Source organism: Allocoleopsis sp., from assembly GCF_036703385.1.
Lineage (GTDB): Bacteria > Cyanobacteriota > Cyanobacteriia > Cyanobacteriales > Coleofasciculaceae > Allocoleopsis.
Genome location: NZ_DATNPA010000749.1, coordinates 1 through 6,058, shown reverse-complemented (window position 1 = coordinate 6,058; position 6,058 = coordinate 1). Strand labels below are relative to the sequence as shown.

The following is a 6,058-nucleotide window of genomic DNA, read 5'->3' as shown; positions in this document are numbered from 1 at the left end:
TCCTTCCCTGTATCCCCTTACCCCGCAAGACCAAAACTATATTATTCGCATTGAAGATGATGGCAAAACAACCGTTACCTTTGGCGATGGCATTAAAGGTGCGCGTCTGCCCAGTGGTAACGAAAATGTGACAGCCACTTATCGGAGTGGGATTGGACTCGATGGCAATATTGCTGCAACTCGTCTCAGCTTGCTGAAAACTCGTCCTCAAGGGATTGTAGAGGTAAACAATCCCATCCCTGCAACCGGGGCAGCCCCACCCGAATCTTTAGAAGAAGCACGGGAAAAAGCACCTCCTACCGTGCGGACGTTGGATCGAATTGTATCTCTGCGCGACTTTGAGGACTTTGCGCGAGGCTTTGCGGGAATTGGGAAAGCACAAGCCGTTGCTCTCTGGCATGAAGAAAATCAGTTAGTCCATATTACGATCGCAGCCGTAAGTGGAGAGAGTGTTCTCCCAGAATCTTCCCTGTATACCAACTTAATAGCAGCAATCAACCAAGCCAGAGATCCACTGCAACAAGTGCAGGTTGATTCCTATGATCGCATCCTATTCAACCTAGAAGCCCGATTACTCATTAACCCCCGCTATCAACTCGAAGAGGTGGAAAACAAGGTACTTACCGCCCTCAAAACCACCTTTGCCTTCCCTCAACGGCAGTTCGGACAGAACGTTACAGCAGCAGAAGTAATTGCAACGATGCAAAACGTTGAGGGCGTGATTGCCGTCGATTTAGATGCCCTTTATCCCTCCGGACGCAGTAAGGCGCTAGACCAGTTCCTGCCTGCTTTTCAGGCTCGCTCCGACCCCCAAACGAATCAAGTGTATCCCGCCCAATTGTTATTGCTCAATCCTGCTGGAATCCAACTGGCGATCGTTCCCACACTATGACATCAAACCCGTCTCAAAGACCGTAGTAACAATCTCCCATCTCCCCATGACTCTACCTCCTCGCGATCGCTTATACAAACTCCTTCCTGCCATCTATCAGATACGGGATGCGGTGGAAGGCGAACCTCTGCGGGCACTGCTAGCCCTGATTGAGCAAGAAGTGCTGACGATTGAAGGGGATATCACCGACCTTTACGATAATTGGTTTATTGAAACTTGTGCTGAATGGGCGGTTCCCTACATTGGTGATTTACTCGATGTAGAAAAGCTGTATGCCGATAATTCCCGCGTTTACGGACAGCAAGAGCGACGGGCGTATGTGGCGAATACCCTTGCCTATCGACGACGCAAGGGAACGACTGCTGTATTGGAACAGTTGACGCAAGATGTAACCGGATGGCGAGCACGAGCGGTAGAATTCGCCCGATTAGTAAGCACCACCCAAAACCTCAACCATATTCGCTCCAACAGTACCACCTTTAATCTGCGAACCGACAACTCCTTACAACAAACCGGCACACCCTTTGAACAACAAGCAGCATATACCGCAGAAATCCGTCCCATCCGTCGAGGGGGACGGTATAGCGTTGTCAATATTGGCTTATTTGTCTGGCGCTTGAACAGCTATCCCATTGAACGCAGTACAGCACGGGCGGTTATCGGGCCTGGATCTAAAATTACCGGACAATATTACACCTTTAACCCCTTGGGTAAGGATGCGTCGTTGTTTAACCGGCCTCAGACGGAGACGGATATCATTACCCTGGCGCAAGAAATTAATGTACCGGCTATCCTGCGCCGTGAAGTGCTGGCAAACGAACTGAAACAACGGCGACAGTTGCGCTTGCAAGGAAAACCGATAGAAGGGCTTCACTATTTTGATCGCGAACCCGTCTTACAACTCTTTATCAACGGCCAACCCAACCCCATTCCTCCTGAAGAAATCCTCATCTGTAGTTTGGGAGAAGAAGATGAAAAAGATGAATCCGGTCAAGTAATCTGGCGCGTCCCTCCAGATGAATCCGATCGCAGTCCTGATGATACCTCCCTCCCGACACAAGTTGTCGCAGTAGACCCAGAATTAGGACGGATTGCCTTTCTCCATCAACCCTGGCCAACACGAGTAGAAGTCAGTTACTCCTATGGATTTAGCGATGATTTAGGGGGTGGTTCCTACATCCGGAACGAACCTAGCAGCAGCGAGCGCATCACACTTTCAACTCAAAACAATGGCACGGAAAACGCCATCTCACCCCTAATTTGGGAGGTAAAACAAGCCACCTCAGCCGACTCAAACCCCCTCGCAACTGCCATTCAAACCTGGAATCAAACGGTTGAAGCATGGCAAGGATTAAAAAACTCTACCCATATTCCTTTAGCTCGTATTCAGATTCCAAACGTCCAGGTTATACAGCTTGAGCGGAAAAAATTTCGTCCTGATTTTAGCCCTGGAATTATTGGCAAAGGGTTGAGAGTAATTGTTCGTCCGGGAAGCTCAAGTGTGATTGTTACTGCCGGCCGAGCCGTCGATCGCCAAGGGAGACTGATTCTGCTTGAAAAAGACTATGTAGTTCCTCTCCAAAAATTTAACCTCACCCAGGATGCTAAAGGATGGCTTGTCATTTTTTATCGTCCCCCTTCTGAGGGACAAGCAACTAAATCGGATGAAGCACCGATTGAGTTTGTTTCAGAAACCGCCTTCGACGAATATCCCCCCGGAACGTTTATCCCCCTCATCCATCTAACACTGAATCCGCAAAGACCGAACCCACAGTTTGACGAGAGTGTTTGCCGATCTTTTCAGTTTAAGCCGGGAATTGTGCAGGGATTGGAGGTGAAGCTACAACCGAGGAAGTTAGAAGCTATGATTACAGCAGGAACGGTTGTCGATGATCGAGGGCGATCGCTAATTATTTCTAACAACTTCTCGGTTGATTTAAGCCCTTATCAAGGTACAAACAAACGCCTAGTTTTAAGGAAAACAACAGGATGGAGAAAACAATGGCAAATTGAGCTATTGAATCCGGAAGATTCTCAAGCGAATTCTGAGCCAAATTGTCTTCATTTAGCAACGCTAGAAATTCCCAAAGTCACAATTGATGAGAACAATATTGATGTAACCAGCATTCGGAATCCTCTTCCTCCTAATACTCAGTTGCAGCTCATAGGAGTAGATAAGGGAGACAAAGAAGAAAATTTGCTAAGTACGAATGCAACTCCGGATGAGATTAAAATCAATGGTCTAAACGTTACCTCAGTTAATCCCGAACGAGCCATCATTGCTATCTCTCCAGGGACAGTAAGTGATGAACAGGGACAGACGATTAGTTTAGAGCGAGAAATGCAATTTGATCTGAGTGCTTATTCCGGTCAAACACTCATTCTGTTCATCTCTCACCAAACCCAACAAGGATTACCCCTGACTCCTGTGAGTCTGAAGGGACGAGGATGGCAAAACCTCGGCATCGTTTCTCAAGAACCCGATGAAGCAGAAACGGGAACTATCTTAATTGCAGATAATGGCACCTACGAAGGGGACTTATCTATTGTTGTGCCTGCCGAGAGACGGCTGGAGATTCTGGCGGCTGATGGCTGTCGTCCCCACTTACAGGGTAACGTCTCAGTACGGGGAACTGCGATCGCAGAAAATCCAGATCCGGGCGAACTCATTCTGGATGGACTGCTGGTGGAAGGTAGACTTACCGTTTTAGCCGGTAATCTCAAGCTGTTGAACATCAAGCATTGTACGCTTGTCCCCCAACAGGGTGGACTCTATGTAGAACCCGGATGGTTCGTTCCTCTCGATCTTAACTGCGAGGAAGGGTTTAATGCGATCGCCCTGGTCATGTATTGCTTAAATTGGGTGTGGCAGTCGATTTGCCGGGATGTGGGGTTAAGCAATACCTCCCCAGAATTTAACCCAACTCATCTCCTACAACCTGCCTTCCAGCAGCTACAGAATCGAGTTTCACAAATTTGGCAAACCCTCCAGCGTTGGCGGTGTCCCCACGAGTTAGAACCTGAAACGGAAACAGCACCCCCCACAACCCAATGGGATAACGCCCGTTTAGAGATTGCGCTTTACCGAAGCATTTGTGGCCCCCTTGTCCTCACCGATACCATCCCCACACTAACCATTACCGACAGCATCATCGATAAAGGATTAACCGAAGAGGAACAGCAACAACCGGAAGCCATATCCGCCCCTGGCAGCGAGGTGGAAATCAACACCAGCACAATTTTGGGCTTGACAACCGTTCGTAACTTAGAAGCTAGCAACAGCATCTTCACCGAAAAAGTGATTGTACTGCGGCATCAAAAGGGTTGCATTCGCTTTTCTCATGTCCCCGACGCATCCCACACCCCCCGCCGCTATCAATGCCAACCCGATATGGTGTTGAAGGCAGCAATGGAACGGGTGCCTACTGCTGTTACAGCGATTCAAATTCTCCCAACCCCTAACAACTCTCTTGTTTTCTTGGGAACGGCGGGGGATGGCGTGTTTCGGTTCAATGCTCAAAATAACGAGCGTCCGTGGGAAGATGTCACTCGGAACTTATCCAATCGCTACGTTACAGCACTCCTGGCTTCGGTTCAACCTGGAATTGGCACGATTTCCAGCAGTGGTAATACAGTAACTGGAACTGCGATCGCAAATCAGGAAACGGCTGAGGTTAGCACAGCTTTCACACAACAACTCCAACCCGGAGATATTCTGATAGCCACCGATCAAAGTTTAAGAATTAGCGAGATTCTGAATAATAGTGAGCTAAAAGTAGACGGAGCATCCCAATTTTGCACGTTAGCTATTTTAAAGGGGACTGAAACCCTTGGAATCTGGTTACTATTGGGGATGATTTTACAAAAACTAGAGGATTCATTTTTTCAAATTAATACCCTTTGGGTGGGTACCGTAGACGGGAGTATTTATTGTTCAAAGAATAATGGAGAAACTTGGACAAACATCGAAACAAGAGTTAATACAGCAATTAATCAGCTAGTCGCTTGGGCAAGGCAGGGCACAGGAACTATTTCCACCGATAGCAGGAAGCTGATCGGAAACAGAACTTTCTTCTCGTCCGAAGTGCGAGAGGGAGACACGATTAGCATCGGTGAAGAAACCCGACTTGTAACTGCCCTGGGACAAGTTGGAATAGGTACAATTTCCAGCCAGGGGATTACGGTTAGGGGTCAAGACACTAATTTTAAAGAAACTCTACAATTAGGTGACAAAATCACTGCCCTCAATCAAACTAGGATTATTGTAAAAATCTACTCCAACAACTCAGAATGGGATAGGCTGGAAATTAATGCGCCGTTTCCAGAAAATTTGCCAGCAGGAACCCCATTCAAAATCAAAATTGATACAATCTTGGAAGTCAATACGGCGTTCAGCAGCAACGTCAAGGAACAGTCTTTCAGGATTCATCAATTATTAGCAGCAACGTTAGGCAACGGCATCCTATGGGCAAATGACAGAGGGGAAAATTGGGAAAAAATCAATACAGATTTAACGAATTTAAATATTACCGCTCTTACTGTTGATTCCGCTGGGCAATTATTTGCTGGCACAAGCGGTGGAGGGGTCTTCCAGTTTACCAGCCACGAGTCTCAAAACAAGACAAGATCTTATCATTGGATACCGTTCAACACAGGCTTGACTAACCTGTATATCACGGCTTTAGCGATTGATGCCAAAGGACAATTATGGGCTGGAACAGCGGGGAACGGTGTTTTTTGTTCCAATCTAGATGGAAAGGGTTGGACAGAAATAAATGAGGGATTAACAAGCTTTGTGATTACGGCACTTGTTCCGGTTCAAATCCCAGCGAATCTCTATCCAGTTATCTTCGTAGGAACGGCTAATGGACAAATTTGGCGCTTATCTGGTGAGGAGAAAAAATGGCAGAAAATCAAGTCAAATTCACAAGGGATTGATATTACCACTCTGACTGCCAACGGAAACAATACAGATGTCTTTGCAGGGACAGCTTCGGGAGATATTTTGCAGTCTACTCATGGAGGTGACAGTTGGATATCAATTAATCAAGGGCTGCCGAACATTGCGGAAAAATTGCTGATTGTGGAGCGTTTACAACCTAACTTTACTTCAACGTATTACGGCGATCCGCGCTATGTCCAACTCAGTCAAGCCAGTGCCTTAGA

The 6,058-nt window shown here is 47.1% G+C and carries 1 protein-coding gene and 1 pseudogene; both read left to right on the top strand.

Annotated elements, in window-relative coordinates; all coding sequences use genetic code 11:
* Positions 1-892, top strand: an 892-nt coding sequence (locus tag V6C93_RS35285; protein ID WP_333481365.1) for a putative baseplate assembly protein, incomplete at its 5' end; no start/stop codon positions are given.
* Positions 893-938: 46 nt separating this feature from the next.
* A pseudogene (locus tag V6C93_RS35280) lies at positions 939-6,058 on the top strand (hypothetical protein); the annotation flags it as partial.